The organism is Candidatus Frankia nodulisporulans (assembly GCF_902806475.1).
GTDB classification, from domain to species: domain Bacteria; phylum Actinomycetota; class Actinomycetes; order Frankiales; family Frankiaceae; genus Frankia; species Frankia umida.
This window is the reverse complement of the sequence record NZ_CADCWS010000608.1, coordinates 1-208: the sequence shown is the minus strand read 5'-3', so window position 1 is coordinate 208 and position 208 is coordinate 1. Positions and strand designations below refer to the sequence as shown.

The 208-nt window shown below is 73.1% G+C and carries 1 protein-coding gene; it reads left to right on the top strand.

From position 1 onward, the window contains the following. Nucleotides 1-150, top strand: a 150-nt coding sequence (locus G6R24_RS21535; protein ID WP_263864109.1) for a 3-hydroxyacyl-CoA dehydrogenase family protein, incomplete at its 5' end; no start/stop codon positions are given. Nucleotides 151-208: the final 58 nt, after the last annotated feature.

Below are 208 nucleotides of genomic sequence, written 5' to 3'. Positions count from 1 at the left end.
ACCCTGGCCATCACCCGGTCGTTGCACGAACAGTTCCGTGAGCCGGGCCTCGCACCCGCCGCGCTGCTCGAGCAGCTGGTTCGGGCCGGCTTTCTCGGTCGCAAGACGGGACGGGGCTTTCGGGAACACGGCCGTCGCGCGCCGGTGTGAGGCCACCGGGAGGCCCCCACCCGGTGGTGTCGGCGGCCGAGGAGGGTCGGTGACGCTC